This window comes from Solwaraspora sp. WMMA2059 (assembly GCF_027497315.1).
Taxonomy (GTDB): Bacteria; Actinomycetota; Actinomycetes; order Mycobacteriales; family Micromonosporaceae; genus Micromonospora_E.
In genome coordinates this window covers 1,489,130-1,509,539 of the sequence record NZ_CP114908.1, presented here as the reverse complement: position 1 = coordinate 1,509,539, position 20,410 = coordinate 1,489,130, and the positions used below count along the sequence as shown (strand labels likewise).

19 protein-coding genes are annotated in these 20,410 nt (G+C 72.0%); 4 read left to right on the top strand and 15 right to left on the bottom strand.

Features of this window, described 5'->3' with window-relative positions:
• Nucleotides 1-12 precede the first annotated feature (12 nt).
• Nucleotides 13-855, top strand: coding sequence for a DNA-formamidopyrimidine glycosylase family protein (locus tag O7553_RS06875; RefSeq protein WP_281554002.1), 843 nt, complete (start codon nt 13-15; stop codon nt 853-855).
• Here O7553_RS06875 and O7553_RS06870 read toward each other — a convergent pair.
• The 7 genes from O7553_RS06870 to O7553_RS06840 form a co-directional block, all read right to left on the bottom strand.
• Nucleotides 758-1,543 (bottom strand): hypothetical protein, encoded by a 786-nt coding sequence (locus O7553_RS06870; protein WP_281554001.1) that lies wholly within the window; start codon nt 1,541-1,543, stop codon nt 758-760. The genes O7553_RS06875 and O7553_RS06870 overlap by 98 nt on opposite strands.
• Nucleotides 1,544-1,575: 32 nt before the next feature.
• The gene (locus O7553_RS06865; RefSeq protein ID WP_281554000.1) at nt 1,576-2,457 is read right to left on the bottom strand and encodes a PspA/IM30 family protein; all 882 of its coding nucleotides are present in this window, start codon (nt 2,455-2,457) and stop codon (nt 1,576-1,578) included.
• A 232-nt stretch (nt 2,458-2,689) separates the two neighbouring features.
• Entirely contained in the window at nt 2,690-3,202 is a 513-nt protein-coding gene (locus O7553_RS06860; RefSeq protein ID WP_281553999.1) for a helix-turn-helix transcriptional regulator, read from the bottom strand.
• A gap of 166 nt (nt 3,203-3,368) precedes the next feature.
• Nucleotides 3,369-3,866, bottom strand: a complete 498-nt coding sequence (locus O7553_RS06855) for a CinA family protein (RefSeq protein ID WP_281555506.1) — start codon at nt 3,864-3,866, stop codon at nt 3,369-3,371.
• Nucleotides 3,867-3,946: 80 nt separating this feature from the next.
• On the bottom strand, nt 3,947-4,549 hold the full coding sequence (gene pgsA, locus O7553_RS06850) for a CDP-diacylglycerol--glycerol-3-phosphate 3-phosphatidyltransferase (RefSeq protein WP_281553998.1): 603 nt from the start codon (nt 4,547-4,549) through the stop codon (nt 3,947-3,949).
• Between the two features lie 4 nt (nt 4,550-4,553).
• Nucleotides 4,554-6,065, bottom strand: a complete 1,512-nt coding sequence (rimO, locus tag O7553_RS06845; protein WP_281553997.1) for a 30S ribosomal protein S12 methylthiotransferase RimO — start codon at nt 6,063-6,065, stop codon at nt 4,554-4,556.
• Nucleotides 6,066-6,153: 88 nt separating this feature from the next.
• A complete protein-coding gene (locus O7553_RS06840) occupies nt 6,154-8,661 on the bottom strand; it encodes a DNA translocase FtsK 4TM domain-containing protein (protein ID WP_281553996.1) in 2,508 nt (835 codons plus the stop codon).
• Between the two features lie 291 nt (nt 8,662-8,952).
• Between O7553_RS06840 and O7553_RS06835 the strand changes: the two genes are divergently transcribed.
• The 3 genes from O7553_RS06835 to O7553_RS06825 are packed head-to-tail and all read left to right on the top strand — an operon-like array spanning nt 8,953 to nt 12,771.
• Complete coding sequence (locus O7553_RS06835) at nt 8,953-9,369, top strand: YbjN domain-containing protein (protein WP_281555505.1); 417 nt, start codon at nt 8,953-8,955, stop codon at nt 9,367-9,369.
• A 4-nt stretch (nt 9,370-9,373) separates the two neighbouring features.
• Nucleotides 9,374-11,200: an HSP90 family protein gene (locus O7553_RS06830; protein WP_281553995.1), complete on the top strand. Its 1,827-nt coding sequence runs from the start codon at nt 9,374-9,376 to the stop codon at nt 11,198-11,200.
• Nucleotides 11,197-12,771, top strand: a complete 1,575-nt coding sequence (locus tag O7553_RS06825; protein WP_281553994.1) for a YbjN domain-containing protein — start codon at nt 11,197-11,199, stop codon at nt 12,769-12,771. Before O7553_RS06830 ends, O7553_RS06825 begins: the two co-directional genes overlap by 4 nt.
• On the opposite strand, the gene O7553_RS06820 is transcribed toward O7553_RS06825, so the two are convergent.
• The 8 genes from O7553_RS06820 to O7553_RS06785 all read right to left on the bottom strand — a co-directional run bounded on the left by O7553_RS06820 (nt 12,728) and on the right by O7553_RS06785 (nt 20,380).
• Nucleotides 12,728-13,102 (bottom strand): DUF2784 domain-containing protein, encoded by a 375-nt coding sequence (locus O7553_RS06820; protein ID WP_281553993.1) that lies wholly within the window; start codon nt 13,100-13,102, stop codon nt 12,728-12,730. The two genes, O7553_RS06825 and O7553_RS06820, sit on opposite strands and share 44 nt — an antisense overlap.
• Nucleotides 13,103-13,232: 130 nt before the next feature.
• Nucleotides 13,233-14,810 carry a S1 family peptidase gene (locus O7553_RS06815; RefSeq protein WP_281553992.1) on the bottom strand — a complete coding sequence of 526 codons (1,578 nt, stop codon included), beginning with the start codon at nt 14,808-14,810 and terminating at the stop codon, nt 13,233-13,235.
• A gap of 176 nt (nt 14,811-14,986) precedes the next feature.
• On the bottom strand, nt 14,987-15,181 hold the full coding sequence (locus tag O7553_RS06810) for a DUF397 domain-containing protein (protein ID WP_278168005.1): 195 nt from the start codon (nt 15,179-15,181) through the stop codon (nt 14,987-14,989).
• A gap of 92 nt (nt 15,182-15,273) precedes the next feature.
• Nucleotides 15,274-16,191: a helix-turn-helix transcriptional regulator gene (locus O7553_RS06805; RefSeq protein ID WP_281553991.1), complete on the bottom strand. Its 918-nt coding sequence runs from the start codon at nt 16,189-16,191 to the stop codon at nt 15,274-15,276.
• A 92-nt stretch (nt 16,192-16,283) separates the two neighbouring features.
• Nucleotides 16,284-17,972 carry a ribonuclease J gene (locus O7553_RS06800; RefSeq protein ID WP_281553990.1) on the bottom strand — a complete coding sequence of 563 codons (1,689 nt, stop codon included), beginning with the start codon at nt 17,970-17,972 and terminating at the stop codon, nt 16,284-16,286.
• Complete coding sequence (gene dapA, locus O7553_RS06795) at nt 17,969-18,892, bottom strand: 4-hydroxy-tetrahydrodipicolinate synthase (RefSeq protein ID WP_281553989.1); 924 nt, start codon at nt 18,890-18,892, stop codon at nt 17,969-17,971. The genes O7553_RS06800 and dapA overlap by 4 nt, the downstream gene beginning before the upstream one ends.
• Before the next feature lie 60 nt (nt 18,893-18,952).
• Complete coding sequence (thyX, locus tag O7553_RS06790; protein ID WP_281553988.1) at nt 18,953-19,708, bottom strand: FAD-dependent thymidylate synthase; 756 nt, start codon at nt 19,706-19,708, stop codon at nt 18,953-18,955.
• Nucleotides 19,709-19,801: 93 nt separating this feature from the next.
• Complete coding sequence (locus O7553_RS06785; protein ID WP_281553987.1) at nt 19,802-20,380, bottom strand: DUF2752 domain-containing protein; 579 nt, start codon at nt 20,378-20,380, stop codon at nt 19,802-19,804.
• Between the last annotated feature and the right edge of the window lie 30 nt (nt 20,381-20,410).

Sequence of the window (20,410 nt, the reverse complement as noted above, 5' to 3'; positions counted from 1 at the left end):
AGGATTGTCGTCGTGCCTGAAGGCGACACCGTCTGGAACACCGCTCACCGGCTGCGGGAAGTGCTGGCTGGCCGGCTGCTCACCGGCAGCGACTTCCGGATCCCCCGGCTCGCGACCACCGACCTGTCCGGCTGGACCGCGCTGGACTGCGTGAGCCGTGGCAAGCACCTGCTGCTGCGGCTCGCGGCACCGGACGACCGGCGGTACACCTTGCACTCGCACCTGCGGATGGACGGCAGTTGGCGGACCTACCGGGTCGGTCAACGCTGGACGGCCCGGCCGGCACACCTGATTCGCGTGGTGCTGCGCACCGGTGAATCCGTCGCCGTCGGCTACCACTTGCACGAACTGATGCTGGTGGTGACGGACCGCGAGTCGGAGCTCACCGCCGGGCTGGGGCCGGATCTACTCGGTGCTGACTGGGACGCGACCGAAGCGGTCCGCCGGCTCGCCGCTCGGCCCGAGACGCCCGTCGTCGAGGCGCTACTCGACCAGCGTAATCTCGCCGGGATCGGCAACGTCTACGCTTGCGAGTTGCTGTTTCTGCGTGGTGTCGCGCCCGGTACGCCGGTCCGCGAGGTGCCGGACCTGGCCGCCGTCGTCGACCTGGCACGCCGGCTGCTGGTCGCCAACCGGGGGCGGGCCAGCCGCAGCATCACCGGCCTACCTGGGGAGGCCACCTACGTGTACGGCCGCTGGCGGCGGCCGTGCCGCCGCTGCGGCACGGCGGTGCGACGCACCGAGTCGGCGGGCCGGGTCACCTACTGGTGCCCGACGTGCCAGCCGGGTCTGGTGGCTGGCGCAGCTCCGCCAGCCCGGCGGCAACCCCCCGCAGCAGGTCACCGGCCTCGGTGAGCCGGCTCACCGACGGGTGCTGCCCGACCGCACGACCGTCCTCGGCGACGTAGTTGGCGGCCGCCGCGACGAGACCTTCGTAAGCGACGGTGCCGGCTTCCAACTGCTCGACGAGCACCCGATGCGAGTTGGCCAGCCCGGCATCGGCCGGAGCCAGCCGTACCGCCTTCTCCACGCTGGCCACCCGGTACGCCAGGTCGCGCAGGGACTGCTCGGCCACCGCGGCTTCGAGCTGGGCCGACTCGCCCGGCCCGGTCAGCCGCGGCACCAGCCCGGCGAGGGTACGCGCGGCCCGGTCCAGCCGGGTCCAGACGTCCGCCGCCACCGTTCCGCGCAACGCCAGCAGCGCCTGCTGTCGGCGTACCTCACCGACGGCGGCCCGGCCGAGCGGAATCCGCTCGACGGTGGCGACCAGCTTGAGCCGGGCCTGCTCGGCGGCGATGGCCGGATCCGGCGTGGGGGGTGGCGGTTGCCCGGCCAGCGCCCGCAGGTCGGACCAACGCCAGAAGGCCAACGCCGTGCTGGCACCGGCCGCCGCCGCCCATACCGCGTCGACCGGACTGACCCCCGCGTACGGCAGCAGCACCGCCGCCGCGCCACCGAAGCCGCCAGCGAGTACGGTCCACCGGCGGGCACCCCGACGCAGGCGACGCAGCCTGCGGAAGTAACGAGTCCGTGGATCCACCACCGTTGCTCCTTCCCGCCCCCCTGGCCCGATGGTCAGCCGGCGGCGGAGGCGTCACCGGTGTTCTTGTCCTTCGCCATCGAGGCACGGAGCTGGTCGAGGCGGGCGACACTGGCACCGTCCGCGCCGGCCGTGCTGTCCGCACCCGCCGGGGTCTGCTCGACCGCCGGCCCTGGCTGTGCCCCGGCGAGCTTCTCTCCCGCCATGCTGGCCCGGATCTGGTCGAGCCGCGACGAACCAGCCATGTCGAGGGTGGACTTCTGCACCTCGAGCATCCGCCCCTCGACGGAGTTGCCGGCCAGCTCGGCCCGGCCCATCGCGGTGGCGTAGCGCTGCTCGATCTTGTCCCGCACCTCGTCGAGCGACGGCGTGTTCTTCGGCGCGGCGAGCGCCGACATCGACTCCAGCGACGACGCCACGGTCTCCTGCATCTTGGCCTGCTCGAGCTGGCTCAGCAACTTGGTCCGCTCGGCCAGCTTCTGCTGCAGGATCATCTGGTTGTTCTCCACCGCCTGACGGGCCTGGGCGGCGGCGGCCAACGACTGGTCATGCAGGGTCTTGAGGTCCTCCATCGACTGCTCGCCGGCGACCAACTGGGTGGCGAGAGTCTGGGCGGTCTGCTCGTACTTGTTCGCCTCCGCCTCGTCGCCCTCGGCGCGGGCCTTGTCGGCCAGCACCAGCGCCTGCCGGGCCATCCCCTGCAGTCGCTCGACCTCGCTCATCTGCCGGGAGAGTTTCATTTCCAGCTGTCGCTGGTTGCCGATCACCGCGGCGGCCTGCTGAACCAGTGCCTGGTGCTGGCGCTGGGCGTCCTCGATCGCCTGCTGGATCTGCACCTTGGGGTCGGCGTGCTCATCTATCTTGGCGCCGAACAGCGCCATCAGGTAGCGCCAACCCTTGACGAACGGGTTCGCCATCTCTGCGGTATCCCCTCACTATCGGCGCGAACGGTCAGGCGGTCACGGCGGCCCGACCCGGGCGGTACGGTGCGCCGGCACCCCTACCATCGTCCCAGGCCGTCGCCACCGCGTAAGCCGCCATCGGTGGGATCCGGCAGGGTGGGCCGGTTGAGGGTCAACCTTAGTGTCCCGGATCCAGCGGTGGCGAGCCCAGGATCCGGCAGCCCGCAGCCGCTCGACCGGCTGCGGCTCAGGCGGCGCAGACGACGTCACGGTCCCGACCACCGGTGTTCGGCACCCGCCGGGAGGCCCGCAGCGTCGTCTTGAGCGGCGAGTCGCTGCGGACCGAGACGGTCACCCCGCCCTCGGAGGCGACCTGGTGCGCCGAAGCGTCGCCCCGCTCGGTCGTACCGACGGCGCCGTCCGGGGCGGAGCGCAGCGCTTCGCTGTGGCTCGGCCGCTCCTCCAGGGGCCGCTCGGACGACGTCGGGGACTGCTCGGGAAACGGAACCAGCAGGCCCTGCCGCTGCTCAGCGACGGCGACGGTGTGGCTCACGTCACGCAGCACCTCCGACAACTGGGCACCCAAGGCGTCGCAGATCGCAGCGAGCAGCTCACTCGAGGCTTCCTTCTGGCCGCGCTCGACCTCAGAGAGGTAGCCGAGGCTGACGTTCGCGGCGGTGGAAACCTCGCGCAGAGTCCGGCGCTGACCCTGCCGGCGGGCACGCAGCGCGTCACCGATAACGCGGCGTAGCAGGACCATCGCACCTCCCCCTGTCCGGGACCGGCCGGCGAGTGCCGGAGGCTTCCCGCAACCTTATCCGTTCGCCACCCGATCGACACCCCACCCGAGAGCACGAATCGGGCCCGGCAGGGCGATCAGAGTCAGATGTCAGTTATATCCGCTCGGCGTTGCGGGTGTCCCCCGCTCAGGGCCGCGTGGCGTGTAGTTGCGTCGTCAGCAGCCGCAGGGCAGCGGTCACGCTCGACCTGCGTACCGCATCCCGACCGCCGCCGAGGTCCAACCGCCGGACCTGATGCACTCCAGCCGGACCGGCCAGGGCAACGTAGACTCGCCCGATCGGCTTGCCGCCCTGCGGCTGTGGGCCGGCCACCCCGGTGGTAGCCAGCGCCCAGTCGGCGGCGCACCGGACCCGGGCACCCCGGGCCATGGCGACCGCGACGTCCGGGTCGACCGGTCCCCGGTCGGCGAGCAACCGCTGCGGCACCCCGGCCAGGGTACGCTTCAGGTCGGTGGCGTACACGACCAGCCCACCGCGGAAGACCAGGCTCGCCCCGGCAACCTCGACCAGGGCGGACGCCAGCAAGCCACCAGTGAGCGACTCGACGACCGCAAGCGTCTCGCCCCGCTCAGCCAGGGCGTGCACGACCGCCGCAGCCGGGCTGCCGCTGGCCGACCGCCCCATGCCGAGATCGCCGCCGTCCGGCGGCGGCCGCCCGCCCGCTGACGCGCCGGCCGGAGGCACCCGGTCCGACCCGGCCGAGGTCACCGGTCCGGCCCGGTACGGCGCAGCCGCAGCGCGCGGACCAGGTAGTCCAGCCCGGTCGCCACGGTGACCAGCAGCGCGGCCGCCATGATCCACGGAGCGACTGCGGCGAGCACCGACGGCAGCGGCAGCAGGTACCAGACGATCGCCGTGATCTGCAGCGCCGTCTTCGCCTTGCCGCCCCGGCTCGCCGCGATCACCCCGTGCCGCAGCACCCAGAAGCGGATCAGCGTGACCCCCCACTCACGCACCAGGATCAGCCCGGTCACCCACCAGGGCACCAGGTCGTACCAGGACAGCAGTACCAGCGCGGTGCCGGTCAGCGCCTTGTCGGCGATCGGGTCCGCGACCTTGCCGAACGACGTCACCAAGGCGTACCGGCGGGCGATCCAGCCGTCGATCAGGTCGGTCGCCGACGCGACGACGAACGTCAGGCAGGCGGCGATCTGCCAGCCCGGGTGGGTCATCCCGGAGAGAATCACGAACACCACGAAGACCGGCACCAGCACCATGCGTAGCCCGGTGAGCGCGTTGGCCGCGTTGACCACCGGTACCGCAGCGACGGCGGTACGCGGACCGGCGGAGGCACCCGGCTCGGTCATCGGCTCACCTGACCGCGCTGGAGAGCGGCCGGTCGGCCGTACCGGACGAGAGCACGTCACTCGGCACTGCCACCAGGTCGACCCCTTCGGTCCCGGTCACCGTCGCCCGGACCAGGTCGCCGGGGCGCAGCGTGGCGAGGTCGACCCCGGCTCCGGTGACACCGGCAGCGCCGGCCACCAACGTCGTCGAACCGTCCACCTCCGGTGCCTGGTGCGCGGCCCGACCCTCCACCAGCCCGTCGTCGACGCTGTCGACCAGCACCTCCACCGTCGTGCCGACTCGTTCCTCGGCCCGCTGCGCGCACAGCTCGTCGGCCAGCGCACAGATCCGGTCATAGCGCCGCTTCACCGTGGCGGCCCGTACCTTGTCGGGCAGACCGGCGGCCTCGGTGCCGTCCTCGTCGCTGTAGTCGAACACCCCGATCGCGTCCAACCGGGCTGCGGACAGGAACCGGACCAGTTCGTCGACGTCCGACCGGGTCTCACCGGGGAATCCGACGATGAAGTTGCTTCGCGCGCCGGCCTGCGGCGCCAACGACCGGGCCGAGGCCAGCAGGTCGAGGAACCGCCCGGTGGAGCCGAAGCGCCGCATCCGGCGCAGCACCGGCTCACTGGCGTGTTGGAAGGACAGATCGAAGTACGGTGCCACGCCGGCCGTGGTGGCGATCGTCTCGATCAGACCCGGACGGGTCTCCGCCGGCTGCAGATAGCTGACCCGTACCCGGACGATGCCGTCGACGGCAGCCAACTGTGGCAGCAGTTTCTCCAGCAGCCGCGGATCCCCCAGGTCCTTGCCGTACGAGGTCGAATTCTCGCTCACCAGCACCAGTTCCCGAACGCCGGTGCCGGCCAGCCACTCGGCCTCGGCCAGCAGCTCCTCGGGAGCGCGGGAGACAAACGCCCCCCGGAACGCCGGGATGGCGCAGAAGGCGCACCGGCGGTCACAGCCACTGGCCAGCTTCAGTGACGCCACCGGGCCGCCGGCCAGCCGGTGCCGCAGGACCGCGCGCAGGTGCGCAGGAGTACGTTCGTCGACCGTCGCGTGACCGGGCACCACGACACCGGAGTGCTGCCGGGACACCGGGGTCAGGGGCAGCATCGTGCGGCGGTCCCGCGGGGCGTGCGCGGGCAGCTGCTCGCCGGCCAGCACCGCCCGCAGCCGGCCGGAGATATCCGGGTAGTCGTCGAACCCGAGGACGGCCTGCGCCTCCGGCAGGTGCTCGGCGAGCTCCCGGCCGTACCGTTCGGCCATGCAGCCGGCAGCCACCACCTTGGCCCCGCCGTCCGCGGCATCGAGCAGCGTCTGCACCGAGTCCTGCTTGGCCTTCTCGACGAAGCCGCAGGTGTTGACGAGTACCACGTCGGCACCGTCGGCGTCGGTGGTCACCTGCCAGCCGTCGGCGTCCAGCCGGGCGGCCAACTCCTCCGAGTCGACCTCGTTGCGGGCGCACCCCAGGGTGAGCAGGGCGACGCGCCGGCCGGACGGTTGGGCGGGAGGCGGGGGAAAAGCAGACACCTGACGAGGGTACCGGGCCATTGGTGTACGGCGGCCGGGCGGCGCGGTGCCGGACGATCCGATCGGTCAGCCGACCGGACCAGTGCGGTCAGCTCGCCTCGACGGCCCGCAGACTCGCCAGCGCGTCCTCCAGCTCGTCCGGCTTGACCAGCACGTCGCGTGCCTTGGAACCCTCGGACGGCCCGACGATGCCCCGGGTCTCCATCAGATCCATCAACCGGCCCGCTTTGGCGAACCCGACCCGCAGTTTGCGCTGCAGCATCGAGGTCGACCCGAACTGCGAGGTCACCACCAGCTCGATCGCCTGGACCAGCAGGTCGAGGTCGTCGCCGACGTCCTCGTCGATCTTCTTCTTGTTCTCCTGGGCGGTGGTGAGCACGTCGGGGCGGAATTCCGGCTCGCGCTGCTTCTTGCAGAAGGCGACGATCTCGTCGATCTCCTTCTCACTGACCCAGGCACCCTGGATGCGCAGCGGTTTCGACGCACCCATCGGCAGGAACAGGCCGTCGCCCCGGCCGATCAGCTTCTCGGCGCCCGGCTGGTCCAGGATGACCCGCGAATCGGACAGCGACGACGTGGCGAAGGCCAGCCGGGACGGCACGTTCGCCTTGATGAGGCCGGTCACCACGTCCACCGACGGCCGCTGGGTGGCCAGCACCAGGTGGATGCCGGCGGCCCGGGCGAGCTGGGTGATCCGGACGACCGAGTCCTCCACGTCCCGGGGGGCGACCATCATCAGGTCGGCCAGCTCATCGACGATCACCAGCAGGTACGGGTACGGCCGGATCTCCCGCTCGCTGCCGGGCGGAGCGGTGATCTCCCCGGCCCGTACCTTGCGGTTGTAGTCGTCGATGTGCCGGACACCGTTCGCGGCCAGGTCGTCGTAGCGCATGTCCATCTCGCGTACCACCCACTCCAGCGACTCGGCCGCCTTCTTGGGGTTGGTCACGATCGGGGTCACCAGGTGCGGGATGCCCTCGTACCCGGTCATCTCGACCCGCTTGGGGTCGATCAGCAGCAGCCGTACCTCGTCCGGGGTGGCCCGGCTGAGGATCGAGATGAGCAGCGAGTTCAGGCAGGACGACTTGCCGGCGCCGGTCGCCCCGGCGATCAGGATGTGCGGCATCTTCGCCAGGTTGGCCACCACGAAGCCGCCCTCGATGTCCTTGCCGAGCGCCACCAGCATCGGGTGATGGTCGGCACCGGCGGCACGGGAGCGCAGCACGTCACCGAGCGACACGTCCTCCCGGTCGGTGTTCGGGATCTCCACGCCGACCGCGCTCTTGCCCGGAATCGGGCTGAGGATCCGCACGTCAGGTGACTTCACCGCGTACGCGATGTTGCGGGAGAGCTGGGTGATCCGCTCGACCTTCACCCCGTGGCCGAGCTCCACCTCGTATCGGGTCACCGTCGGACCCCGGGTGAACCCGGTGACCGCCGCGTCAACGTCGAACTGCTCGAACACCCCCTGCAGTGCGGCGATCACCTCGTCGTTGGCCTTGCTGCGGGTCTTCGCCGGTGGACCGGTCCGCAGCAGCTTTGCCGGTGGCAGGCGGTAGTCCCCGGACAGCCCGGTGATCGCCAACTGCTCGGCGCGGGTCGGGGTCGGCGAATGCTCCGGCGGCTCCGGCGGGGTGCGGGTGGTCGGCACCTTCGCCGCCGGCCGGCGCGGCAGCTCCATCGTCTCCTGCAGATCGAGCGGCTCGGCCAGGGTGCCATCGTCACCGGCCGACGACACCGGCAGGGCGTCGGCCGTCCGGCTGGCCTGCCGGCGGCGCGGCGGCCGGCGGCGGGCCCGCTCGTCACCGGCGGTCTCGTCGTCAGCGGTGTCGGCACCGGCCGGGGCCGGATCGGACTCCGGCCCACGCCCGGTCACCACCCCGGCGAGCAGCCCGAGCCGCTCCGGGATCCGGTTGATCGGGGTGGCGGTGACCACCAGCAGACCGAAGACCAGCAGCAGGATCAGCAACGGCACGCCGACCCAGTAGCTGACCGTGTGCTCCAGTACCGTGCCGATGCCGAGTCCGATCAGCCCGCCGGCGTAGTCACGTTGCAGGTCGTCGTCGGGGCGTTGGCCGATGTGCAGCAGCCCCGCCGTGGCGACCAGCATCGCCGACCAGCCGACCAGCCCGCGGCCCCGAGGGTCCGGCTCCTCCGGTGGATCACGCATCAGCCGGACCGCGCCGATCAGCAGCAGCAACGGCACGGCGACCGCGATCGCGCCGATGAACAGCCGCATCATGTCCGCGACGCGGACCCCGAACGGCCCGGCCGCGCCGAACCAGATCGCCATCGAGGTGAGAATGGCCAGGCCGAGTACGAACAGCCCGGCACCGTCGCGCCGGTGCTCCGGGCTCAACTCCCGCGCGGTGGCCGCCCGGCGACCGGCGGTACGCACCGCCCAGCCGACGCCGTGCGCCAGCCCCATCCAGGTGGCACCGACAGCACGACCGACCAGGACGGCCGGCGAGTTGCGGGCCGGGCGCCGACGGGCTGTCGGGCGCTTGCGGGCCGGGGTCCGGGCACGACCGGTCGCGGCGCCACGGCTGGTCGACCCGCCGCGCCGCCGACTCGCCTGGGAGGTTCGGCCGGCCATAGAGTCCCACGGTAACCCCGCCGGCATACAAACCCTCGCTTTTCCGGGTCGTGTCCGAACCACGCGGGGCGGCGCGGCTGTGCCACCATTCCGATCGGCCCCTACTGTCCCCCGGGGCCACGACGACGACGTCCACCGCCGGACCCCCGTCCGGACATCGCCGGCCCGACCGCGCGCCGGCCCCCGGCCGGGGCGCGAGGCCCCCTGTCCGACGTGCCGTACCGAAAGGACCACCGCATGCCCCCGCCGGACCCAGACGACCTGCCCGACGCGCCCTCCGGCAGCGGTGCGATGCAGGTGCTGCGGCCGCTGACCACCGCGATGATCGCCGAGACCCTCACCGCGCGCGGCTACCACTTCCAGGCCGACTCCGACGACGAACTGGTCGGCCGGTGGAACGACAACCTGATCGTGTTCTCCCGGCTCGGACCCAACGGCGAGGTGCTGCGGGTGCGGACCATCGCGCCAACCCTGTTCACCGTGGACGACGTGCCCGCGCTGTACGCCTTCTGCAACGAATGGAACCACGACCGGCTGTGGCCCAAGGCCTTCGTCCACGTCGACGACGACGGCACCGCCCGGGTCTGCGGTGAACTGATCACCGCGCTGGAACGCGGAGTCAGCTCACCGCAGCTCGACCACCTGCTCGACTGCGGGATCGCCACCGGCTGCCAGGTCTGCGAAGCCGTCGCCGAGTTGGCGGGCTGACCGGATGGAACACCGTTTCCAGGTCGACCTGCGCGGCATCGTCGACCTGCTCAGCCACCACCTGTACGCCAGCCCCCGGGTGTTCGCCCGGGAGCTGGTGCAGAACGCCACCGACGCGATCACCGCCCGGCGCGAGGCCGAGCCCGACTGGGCCGGCGGTACCGTCCGGATCGAGCCCACCGCCGACGGTGGCCTGCGGGTGCACGACGACGGCATCGGCCTGACCGAACCGCAGGTGCACACCTTCCTGGCCAGCGTCGGGCGTACCTCCAAACGGGACGACCTGGGCTTCGCCCGGCAGGACTTCCTCGGCCAGTTCGGCATCGGCCTGCTGTCGTGCTTCATGGTCGCCGACACCGTCGAGGTGGTGACCAGTTCGGCCCGGGGCGGACCGGCGGTGCGCTGGATTGGGTACGCCGACGGGCGCTACACCACCGAGGTCGACGACGCCGCACGCGGCTCGGTCGGCACCACCGTCACGCTGCGTCCCCGCGCCGACGCCGGACACTGGCTGGCCGCCGACCAGGTCCGCGACCTGGTCCGCGACTACGCCCGGCTGCTGGACGTCCCGGTGCTGTTCTGCCCGCCCGGAGGCGAGCCGGTCCGGCTGACCGAGCCGCAGGCCCCGTGGGAGGTGGTCCACGCCGACCCGGCGGCCCGCCGGGAGGCGCTGCTGGACTACGGCGCGACGCTGCTCGGTGCCCGACCGATGGACGTGATCGACCTGCGGGTACCGGAAGCCGGGCTGGTCGGCGTCGGCTTCGTGCTGCCGTCGGCGTCAACGGTCGGCCAGGGCGGTCACCGGGTCTACCTGAAACGGATGCTGCTCAGCGACGACGCCAGCAAGCTCCTGCCCGAGTGGGCGTTCTTCGTCCGCTGCGTGGTCGACACCTCCGTGCTGCGCCCGACCGCCAGCCGCGAGGCGCTCTACGAGGACGACCTGCTCGGCGCGGTCCGCGACGGGCTCGGCGAGCAGATCCGCAGCTGGCTGCTTGAGCTGTCGGTCAGCCAGCCGGAACGGCTCGCCGCTTTCCTGCGGGTGCACCACCTCGGGGTCAAGGCGCTCGCCGTCCGCGACGACGAGATGCTGCGGCTGGTCGACTCGTGGCTGCCGTTCGAGACCAGCCGGGGGATGATGCCGCTGCGGCTGTTCCGCCAGCATCTGGCGATGATCCGGTACGTGGAGACGGTCGACGAGTTCCGGTCACTGGCCGCGATCGCGTCCGCCGCCGGTACGCCGATCGTCAACGCCGGCTACGCCTACGACGCGGAGATCCTGCAGCGCCTCCCCCGGCTGGACCCGGCGATCCGCACCCGCCGGCTGGACCCCGGTGAGCTGGCCGCCCGGTTGGAGACCCTCTCGCCCGGGCAGCTGGCGGTGGCGGAGACCTTGCTGGCCACCGCCCGCACGGTGCTGGCCGAACTGGACTGCGTACCGCAACTGCGGCAGTTCGACCCGGTCACGGTGCCGGCCCTGTACGTCCTCGGCCAGGCCGCCCGCGAGCAGGACAGTGTGCGCCGTGCGGTGGCCGGCTCCGACGAGCTGTGGTCGGAGGTGCTGTCCGCGTTCGCCGACGTCGACGTCGACCACCGACCGGAGCTGGTGTTCAACTGGCGGCACCCGCTCATCCGCCGGCTCGCCGGGCAACCGGCGGGAGCGGCGCTGCGCAACGCCGTCGAGGCACTGTACGGTCAGGCGCTGCTCGCCGGTCACCATCCGTTGCGGGCGGTGGACAGCGCCGCGCTCAACCGGTCCTTCCTGGCCCTGCTGGACCGGGCCTTCACCGATCCGGCCGCCGGGCCGGACACCACCGCCGAGGAGACCCCGTGACCGCCGAGGAGCTGGTTCAGGCGCTGGACGAGGCCACCGACCTGCCCGACGGCGACGGCAAGATCGCCGAGCTGGAACGGATCGCCGCGCACGCCGACGCGGCCGGGCAGGCACGGATCGGTTTCGACGCGCGGATGGCGCTGATCGAGACGTACAACCACCACACCGAACGCTGGCGGATGCTGCCGGCGTTCGGCTGGTGTCTGAGCACCTTCGACCGGTACCCGGAGCTGTTCGAGCCGTGGGACGCCGAACTGCTGCGCTGGTACCACAAGTGGGCGGTCGCCACGCTGCGCGGCACGCCCCGGGTGGGTCTGGCGCAGACCCGGGCCGCGCTGGACGACATGGAGCGCCGGTTCACCGCCAGTGGGCAGAGTCTGCAGGCGGTGTACAACCTGCGCTGCAAGATAGCCGACCATGTCGGCGACGAGGCCCAGGCCCGGCAGTGGCTGGACCGGTGGCGGACGGCCCCACGGGACGAGAACAGCGACTGCGCCGGCTGTGACCCGTCCCGCCAGGCCGAGCTGCTCGCCGGCTGGGGTGAGTGGGAGGCGGCGCTGGCGATCGTCGAACCGGTGCTCAGCGGTGCGGTCGGCTGCACCGAGCAGCCGGAGAAGGCGCTGGTCGCGGTGATCATGCCGTACCTGCGGCTGGGCCGGTACGCCGACGCGGCGCAGGCGCACGTGCGGGCGTACCGGCGGCACCGGCACGAACGTGATGCCTTCCCGTACCTGGCCGAGCATCTGCGGTTCTGCGCGTTGGTCAGTCAGCACCAGCGTGGCCTGGCGATCCTCGCCGAGCATCTGGAGTGGCTCGACCGGCCGTACGACGAGGCCTCGGCGATGGAGTTCGCCGCCGCCGGCGCCCTGGTCTGCCGGCTCGCGGCCGCCGCCGGCCACGGCGACGAGACGATCCACCGGCCGGAGTACGGCGGCCGGCCGGCCGCCGACCTGCCGATGGCCGCGCTCGGCGCGCAGCTGGCCGCCACCGCCACCGAGCTGGCGGGCCGGTTCGACGCCCGCAACGGCACCGACCACCAGTCGCGTCGGATCACCGACTGGCTGGCCGCCGAGCCGCTGACCGACACCGTCGAGCTACCGGCCGATCAGCCGCCGGCCACCGGCGGCGAGGTCGGCGTACCGCCGGCGGGCGGCAGCCCGGACGTGGTCTCGCCGTTGACTCTGGAGGGCATCACGGCGGCGCTCAACGAACGCGGCGACCGGTACTTCGTCGATGACAGCGGAGTGGTCGGCGGCAAGTGGGGACATGCGGTGATCCACTTCGAACGGCTCGGCGAGCAGCAGCGGGTGCTGCACAGCCGGGTGCTGGCCGACCGGCGGCTGCCGGCGGACCGGCTGGCCGAGGCGTACCGGTTCTGCAACTCGTGGAACCACGACCGGCTGCTGCCGAAGGCCTACGTGCACGACACTGGTTCCGGCGAGCTGATCCTGGCCGGCGACGTGAGCACCGACCTGGCGTACGGGGTCAGCGGGGCGCAGCTCGCCGCGCTGGTGAACGCGGCGGTCATCACCGGGGCGCAGTTCGCCGACGCCGTCGCCGAACTGCCCTGAGCACCCCGGCCCAGCTGGCCACGACGACCGTGGCCAGCGCCAGCCGGGCCGCCCAGGCGTACTGGTCGGGGTAGATCACTCCGGTCAGGTAGCGCTCGACGAACCCCTCGTCGAAGCCGGCCTGGCCGGCCCGGCGGCGGGACCAGTGCTCAGCGACGGTGAGCGGGCAGCTCAGGTTGGCCGCGACCACCAGCACCCCCCAGCCCGCCGCGGTCAGATGCAGCCAGATCGTCCGCGGCCACCGCCAGGCCAGGAAACCGCCGACCGCCAGGTAGGCGAGGAACCCGAAGTGTGCCGCCAGGATGACGACGGTCAGCAACTCGTAGCCCATCGTGACCTCCCGTAGGCCAGGCTACGAGCGCCGGTTGACGGCTGACAGGGTACGCGTACTCAGCGGCGGGACGTGGGTGTGCGCCGTCCCCGGGGAGGGCGGTCCCCGGGGACGGCGCGGCGGGTGGCGGTCAGTTCACCGAGAACCCGAGGAGGTAGCCACCCACGCCCCGACCGGACTGCACCCGGTACCGGTAGGCACCGGCGGGTCCGGAGAAGTTCAACCGGGTCATCGTGGCACCGGCGCGGTCGCCCCGGGCGACCGTGCGCCAGCCGTCGGCGGTGAAGCGTTGCAGCGCGAGCCCGAAGGCCGCGCCGGCCGGTGCCTGCAGGCAGGCGGTGTGCCGGCCGGCACCGGCCCGGAAGAACCTTCCGTCCGGCTGGGTCTGCCGGTCACCGACCCGGTTCAGCTCGCCGTCGCGCAGCACCGGGTGGTCGGCGCAGGGACTCTGCGGCGGGTCCGCCGGCTGGGTCGGCGCGACCGTCGGTACGGCGGTCGGCACGCCGCTCGGCGGGGTCGCACCGTCCTCAGTGGTGACCAGGGTCAGGTTGTTGACCTGCAGGATCTCGGCCAGCGGCTGGAAGAATGTGACGCCACCGGTGCGGCAGTTGCCGGAGCCGCCCGAGGTCACGCCCTGCGCCTGGTCGCCGGAGAGCCAGGCACCGCCGGAGTCGCCGGGTTCGGCGCAGACGTCGGTGCGGGTCAGCCCGCTGACCGCACCCTCCGGGTAGTTGACCGTGACGTCCTTGGCCCGGATCACGCCGCACCGGGTCCCGGTGGTGGACCCGGAACGGCAGATGCTGGCCCCGACCGGCGCCTCCACGCTGCCGGCGACCGGCAGGTTGTTGCCGTTGAAGTCGTTGACCACCGGCTGCGGCGTCCAGTCGTCGTCGACCGCGACGAACGCCCAGTCGTCGCCGGGGAACGACGACGCCTGGAACACGCCCTGCGCCTGCCGGTTGAACCCGGTGGTGGTGTCGCCGGGGCGGCCGCAGTGCCCGGCGGTGACGAAGCCGCCGATTACGGAGAAGCCGACCGAGCACCGGCCGCCGGCACCGATGAAGTAGGGATCGCCGCCGCGGACGTCGAACAGCGGCACCGGCGCCTCGTCGGTGGCGTCCACCCGGACCGCGTCGGCCGGCACTCCGGCGGCGGCGGCGAAGTCCCGGGCAGCGGGCTGGGCTCCGGGCCGGGCGAGCAGCACCACGGTGTTGTCGGCCAGGTCGACGTACCAGCCGGCCAGGTCGGGGCTGGCGGCGTCACCCACCCGGTCCAGGCTTTCCTTCACGCCGGTCAACTGCTGCTGGCTGCGGGCCACCAGGCGGGCCTCGGCACCGGCGGCGCGGACCCGGCCCAGCTGTGCGGGGTCGGTCACCGCGACGACGAGGTCGGCACCGTCCTGGCTGATCCACGCGCCCGCGTACGCCGCGTCGAGGTCGGCCCGCAGAACGTCGACGGTACGGGTGGCCCAGCGTTCGGTGGCCAGCCGGGTCCGGGCGTCCGCCGCACTGACGCCGAGGTCGCGACGCAGCGCGGCGACGAGGTCGTCGTGCGCGGCGGCCGGCTGGCCGTCCGTACCGGCCGGCTGACCGGTGGCGACGTCGCCGTCGGTCGGGTCGTCGCCGGCCACGGCCGGCAGGGTCACCCCGGCGAGCAGCCCGACCGCGGCGACGGTGATTCCGGCGGTAACGATTCGTCGGCGTCGCATCCTTACCTCCTCTGCCGTTGGCGTCGGATGGACGCCGACAGGTGGTACGGAGGGCGCCGGTCGATGGATCGGCCGGCCCGGATGCCGAATGTCACAGCCGGGTTGATGAACCGCCCGGGGCCGCGTCACGTACCAGGTGTCGGCCGAGTCGGTGGGAGGCGGCCTCCACCCGCCTCCTACCGGCCGGCGAAGTCGCCCCGGTTGACGCCGCGCAGGAACCGTCGCCACTGCTGCCGGTCGACGTCCAGCCAGGGCCCGTCCGGCTCGGCCGAGTCGCGCAGCGCCACGTCACCGGAGGCGGTCACGGTAGCTTCCAGGCACGCGTTGGTGTCACACCGGCTGCTCCGCCACCAGCCGCGATATGTCCGCATCATAGTCTTTTCTCCGCTTCAGACTTAATGCCGACTATTCGGCATTTGCCTGGTTAACGCGGCAGCTGGCCCGGCCGATACGCGACCGGAACTCACCCACCGACGGACGGGGCCTCCGCGACCGGCAGATCGGCGGACAACGTCGCCGTCCGCTCGGTGATCAACCGGGCCGAGGTCGCCTCGTCGTGGGCCGAGTCCCAGATGTGCGCGAAGTAGTCGCGGTGCCGGCCGATCCGCTGCGCCGCGTGGACGATCTCGTCCAGCAGGATGCCCTCGCGGTAGAGCAGCGCGTTCTCCTCGTCACCGAAGTCGAGCAGCGTGAACGGTGCCAGCATCGCCATGATCGCCGCGTCGGCGAACGGCACGATCCGCACCCGCACGTTCGGTCGCCGCGCCACCCGTAGCAGGGCGGCGAACTGCCCGACCATCACCCGCGGCCCGCCGATCGTGCGCCACAGCACCGACTCGTCCAGCACCAGGTGGAACTCCGGCGGATCGGGCCGGTCCAGCACCTGGTCACGGCGACGCAGCCGGGCCTCGAGCCGCAGCGCGCGGTCGGCCTCCGGCAGCTCGCTGCGCCAGAAGTTCAACACGAACTCGCCGTACTCGCGGGTCTGCAGCAGGCCCGGGATCAACGTCGGCTGGAACACCCGGATGGCGCTGGCCTCGCCCTCCAACTGCAGCAGCTGCAGCATCGCCGGAGTCAGGTGCTCCCGGTAGCGCGGCTCGTCCCACCAGCCCCGCAACCGGGAGGTACGGGCGTCGCGCAGCAGCCGCACGGCCCGGTCGGCGTCCACCACGCCGTACAACTCCAGCAGGGCCCGCAGATCGGTGGTCGAGACCGAGACGCTGCCCTTCTCGATCCGGTTGACCTTGGAGACCGACCAGTCGAGGGCGTCCGCCACCTTGCCCTGGGTCAGCCCGGCCGACTCGCGGGCGCGACGCAGCGCGAGTCGGAGCCTGCGCCGCGCCGCCGCAGGGGACTCACCGGAGCCGGGATCGCCTGGCACGCCAGCCTTCTCGTCACGACAGTGGGTAACTGTCCGACCAGTATGCCCGCCGGCCGGCCGCCCGGTCAGCCCCGGCGGGCCTCAGGACGTCTTCAAACCTCCACCACGGTCGGTACGATCATCGGCCGGCGCCGGTACGCGTCGTTGACCCAGCGGCCGACAATCCGCCGGACCACCTGCTGCAGCTGGTGTGGATCGGTGATGCCGTCAGCAGCGGCCCGACCCAACGCTTCGGTGATCAACGGAACGACCGCGTTGAACGCCTCCGGGTCCTCGGAGAATCCCTTCGCCGACACGGTCGGCCCACCGACCACCTTGCCGGTCACCGAGTCGACCACCACGGTCGCCGCGATGAACCCGCCGTCGCCGAGGATCCGCCGCTCGGTCAGCAACGACTCGCCGACGTCACCGACCGCGAGACCGTCCACGTAGACGTACCGACTCTTGACATGCCCGACCAGGGTGGCGTGCCCGTCCACCAGGTCGACGACGTCACCGTCCTCGCAGAGCACGACCCGCTGCGGGTCCAGACCGGACTCGATGCCGAGCCGGGCGTGCGCCCGCAGGTGCCGCCACTCGCCGTGCACCGGCAGCAGGTTGCTCGGCCGCACCACGTTGAGCAGGTAGAGCAGCTCCCCCGCCGGCGCGTGCCCGGAGACGTGCACCTTGGCGGTCTCCTTGTGGATCACGGTCGCCCCGGCCCGGGCCAGCTGGTTGATCACCCGGTAGACCGAGGTCTCGTTGCCCGGCACCAGCGAGCTGGCCAGCACCACGGTGTCGCCGGGCGCGACGGTGATGTGCCGGTGGTCACCGGTCGCCATCCGGCCCAACGCGCTCATCGGCTCGCCCTGCGACCCGGTGGACATCAGCACGATCCGGTCCGGCGGCAGGGCCGTCGCCTCGTCCAGCCCGACCACCAGGCCGGGCGGGATCCGCAGCAGGCCGAGGTCCCGGGCGATGCCCATGTTGCGCACCATCGACCGGCCGATCAGCGCGACCTTGCGGTCGTACTCGTACGCCGAGTCGATCACCTGCTGCACCCGGTGCACATGGGAGGCGAAGCTCGCCACGATGATCCGGCCGGTGGCCTTGCCGAAGATCGAGTCGAGTACCGGACCGATGTCGCGTTCCGGGGTGACGAAGCCGGGGGTCTCGGCGTTGGTCGAGTCGGACAGCAGCAGGTCGACGCCTTCGGCACCGAGCCGGGCGAAGCCGGCCAGATCGGTGATCCGCCCGTCCAGCGGCAGCTGGTCCATCTTGAAGTCACCGGTGTGCAGCACCAGGCCGGCCGGGGTGCGGATCGCCACCGCGAGCGCGTCCGGTATCGAGTGGTTCACCGCGAGGAACTCGCACTCGAACGGCCCGATCCGTTCCCGCTGACCCTCGCGTACGGTCAACGTGTAGGGCTCGATTCGCCGCTCGGCCAGCTTCGCCTCGACCAGCGCCAGGGTGAACTGGGAACCCACCAACGGAATGTCCGGTTTGTGGGCGAGCAGGTACGGCACCGCGCCGATGTGGTCCTCGTGGCCGTGGGTCAGCACGATCGCCTGGACGTCGGCGAGCCGGTCCAGGATCGGGGCGAAGTCCGGCAGGATCAGGTCGACCCCGGGCTGCTCCACATCCGGGAAGAGCACCCCGCAGTCCACCACCAGCAGCTTGCCGTCGAACTCGAAGACCGTCATGTTGCGACCGATCGCGCCGAGCCCGCCCAGCGGGATCACCCGCAGCCCGCCCGGCGGCAGCTGCGGCGGCAGGTCCAACTCCATGTGTGCCTGGCTCACGGCAGCTCCAGTCCGGCGTCGGCGCAGTCGGCCCGCAACTGGTCCAGCTCGGCGTCGGTGGCCTCGACCAGTGGCGAGCGCACCGGACCGGCGGGCAGGTCGAGCACCCCGAGCGCCGCCTTGACCAGGATCGTGCCGGGGCTGCGGAAGATGCCGGTGAACAGCGGCAGCAACCGGCGGTGCAGGGCCAGCGCGGCGGCGTGCTCGCCGGCGACGTACGCCTCAATCATCTGCTTGGTCAGCGCACCGGTCAGGTGGGTCGAGGTGCCGACCAGTCCGACCCCGCCGATCGCCAGCGTCGGCAGGGTGAGCGCGTCGTCACCGCAGTAGTACGCCAGGTCGGTGCGGCCGGTCACCCAGGAGGTGGCGGCCAGGTCGCCCTTGGCGTCCTTGACCGCGACGATCCGCTCGTGCTCGCCGAGCCGGGCCAGCGTCTCACTGCTCATCGCGATGCCGGTGCGGTGCGGGATGTCGTACGCCATCACCGGCAGCCCGGTCGCGTCGGCAACCTCGGTGAAGTGCCGGACCACCCCGGCCTGCGGCGGCTTGTTGTAGTACGGCGCGACCACCAGCAGCCCGTGCGCGCCGACCTTCTCGGCGGCGACCGCCAACTCGACCGTGTGCCGGGTGTCGTTGGTGCCGACACCGGCGACCACCCGGGCCCGGTCCCCGACCGCGTCGATGACGGCCCGGAGCAGCTGCTCCTTCTCGGCATCGGTGGTGGTCGGCGACTCGCCGGTGGTGCCGCTGATCACCAGGGCGTCGTTGGCCTGCTCGTCGACCAGGTAGCTGGCCAGCCGGGCGGCGCCGTCGAGGTCGAGCGAGCCGTCGTCGTTCATCGGGGTGACCATGGCGGTCAGGAGTCGCCCGAACGGGGTCGGTGTCCCCGCCCCGGGACCGGCTAGGTGGTGCTGCGTCATACGGACAACCTATCGGACGGCCGCACCGCGTTCTCAGCGCTGGTGGTACGGGCCGGTGGCCTATTCCCCCTGCCGGGTGTACGGGCTCGCGGCGACCTCGCTGCCGTCCGGCAACCGGCGGATCTCGAAGTCGGCGAAGACGCTCGGCGCCACCCGCTGCAACTGCCGCAGGCACTCCACCGCCAGGTCGCGGATCTCCACGTCGGCGTGCTCGGTGGCCCGCATCCCGATGAAGTGCCGCCAGGCCCGGTAGTTGCCGGTGACCACGATCCGGGTTTCGGTGGCGTTCGGCAGCACCGCCCGAGCCGCCTGCCGGGCCTGCTTGCGGCGCAGCGTCGGGTTGGGTTCGTCGACGAACCGCTTCTCCAGACCCTCCAGCAGCTCGGTGTAGGCCCGCACGCTCGCCTCGGCGGCGGCGACGAACTGCCGGTGCAGCTCGGGATCCTCGGCGATCACCGCCGGCTCGACCATGGCCGCGTCGCGCTCCGGCACGTACCGCTGGGACAGCTGGGAGTAGGAGAAGTGCCGGTGCCGGATCAGCTCATGGGTCAGCGACCGGGAGATCCCGGTCAGGTAGAACGTGACACTGCCATGCTCCAGCACCGACAGGTGCCCACTGTCCAGGATGTGTCGCAGGTAGCCGGCGTTGGTGGCGGTCGCCGGGTTGGGCTTGCGCCACGACTGGTAGCAGGCCCGGCCAGCGAACTCGGCCAAGGCTTGACCACCGTCGGCGTCGGTCGACCAGTCGACGTCGGCGGGCGGCTGGAACTGGGTCCAGGCGATCAGCGTGACCTGCGGCGACACGATTTCCGACATTTCTCGGACTCTAGTTGCCGGCCGGTATCACGGGCAAACACGGCGTCCATCGGGCGGGCCGACCACCGGCCGCCCGCAGGGCGGCCGCAGTGGTCAGACGTAGAACCAGCTGAACGGCTCCCACGGCAGGTTGCGCAGCACCGAGAACGCCAGCCAGACGCCCAGCGACCAGCCGACCGCCGTCGGGCTGAGCGACAACTGCGGCAACCGCCAGCGGAACAGCTGCTGGCCGACCCAGGCCAGGTAGACGTAGAGCAGGAACGGAACGGCGAAGACCACCAGCAGGTGGTGCCGGGCGGCAGCGCCGAGATCACCGTTGAGCAGATACCAGACCGCCCGGGTCCCGCCGCAGCCCGGGCAGTCCAGCCCGGTGGTCAGTTTCAGCAGGCAACTGGGTGCCGCCTCCGCGCTGCTGGTCGTCGGATCGGTGATCACCGTGTAGCCGGCGGCCGCGCCGATGCAGCCGAGCACCGCCAACGGGGCCAGCCAGCGCGGCGACCGCGCCCACAGCCGGTTGACCAGGCGGGTGAACCGGTCCGGTTGGGCCTGCGGCTGGTACGCGTACTGCTGGTGATAGTGGGAGTGATCGTCCGGGTTGGGACCGGCGTCGCCGGGCGGTCCCGGACCGTCACCGACGGGCCGTTGCACAGCCACGCCGTCTGGACCCGCCATCCGTCACGCCTCCCTTGATGCCGATCGTCC

Excerpts from the sequence above, each read along its gene's own strand:
- O7553_RS06865 (WP_281554000.1), bottom strand. The coding sequence starts at position 2,457 with ATGGCGAACCCGTTCGTCAAGGGTTGGCGCTACCTGATGGCGCTGTTC.
- O7553_RS06860 (WP_281553999.1), bottom strand. The coding sequence starts at position 3,202 with ATGGTCCTGCTACGCCGCGTTATCGGTGACGCGCTGCGTGCCCGCCGG.
- O7553_RS06855 (WP_281555506.1), bottom strand. The coding sequence starts at position 3,866 with ATGGGGCGGTCGGCCAGCGGCAGCCCGGCTGCGGCGGTCGTGCACGCC.
- pgsA (WP_281553998.1), bottom strand. The coding sequence starts at position 4,549 with ATGACCGAGCCGGGTGCCTCCGCCGGTCCGCGTACCGCCGTCGCTGCG.
- O7553_RS06840 (WP_281553996.1), bottom strand. The coding sequence starts at position 8,661 with ATGGCCGGCCGAACCTCCCAGGCGAGTCGGCGGCGCGGCGGGTCGACC.
- O7553_RS06835 (WP_281555505.1), top strand. The coding sequence starts at position 8,953 with ATGCAGGTGCTGCGGCCGCTGACCACCGCGATGATCGCCGAGACCCTC.
- O7553_RS06830 (WP_281553995.1), top strand. The coding sequence starts at position 9,374 with ATGGAACACCGTTTCCAGGTCGACCTGCGCGGCATCGTCGACCTGCTC.
- O7553_RS06820 (WP_281553993.1), bottom strand. The coding sequence starts at position 13,102 with ATGGGCTACGAGTTGCTGACCGTCGTCATCCTGGCGGCACACTTCGGG.
- O7553_RS06815 (WP_281553992.1), bottom strand. The coding sequence starts at position 14,810 with ATGCGACGCCGACGAATCGTTACCGCCGGAATCACCGTCGCCGCGGTC.
- O7553_RS06810 (WP_278168005.1), bottom strand. The coding sequence starts at position 15,181 with ATGCGGACATATCGCGGCTGGTGGCGGAGCAGCCGGTGTGACACCAAC.
- dapA (WP_281553989.1), bottom strand. The coding sequence starts at position 18,892 with ATGACGCAGCACCACCTAGCCGGTCCCGGGGCGGGGACACCGACCCCG.
- thyX (WP_281553988.1), bottom strand. The coding sequence starts at position 19,708 with ATGTCGGAAATCGTGTCGCCGCAGGTCACGCTGATCGCCTGGACCCAG.
- O7553_RS06785 (WP_281553987.1), bottom strand. The coding sequence starts at position 20,380 with ATGGCGGGTCCAGACGGCGTGGCTGTGCAACGGCCCGTCGGTGACGGT.